Source organism: Dellaglioa sp. CoH-57-MRSF-19 (genome assembly GCF_056781975.1).
On sequence record NZ_JBXAXW010000309.1, the window covers coordinates 1 to 250 of the forward strand.

Annotated in this window: 1 pseudogene; it reads left to right on the top strand. The window is 43.2% G+C overall.

The window, feature by feature from the left end:
• Positions 1-250: pseudogene (locus tag AC1RO3_RS09320) on the top strand (hypothetical protein); the annotation flags it as partial.

Sequence of the window (250 nt, forward strand, 5' to 3'; positions counted from 1 at the left end):
ATCAAAAAACGCTTGCGCTGGTTGAGGATTTTGCTGAGCTCGGGGCGTATTTGAATGAGCCGTTTAAATCGTATTCGTCTGGTATGGCGTCGCGATTGGCGTTTGCAATATCAATGTCTATTGAATTCGATTGCTTTCTGATTGATGAGGGTATGTCGGTTGGGGATCATCGATTTCAGCAAAAATGTAATGTTGAGTTATTTGAGAAGCGTGGTGACCGTGCAATGATTATCGTTGCTCACCAGATAGA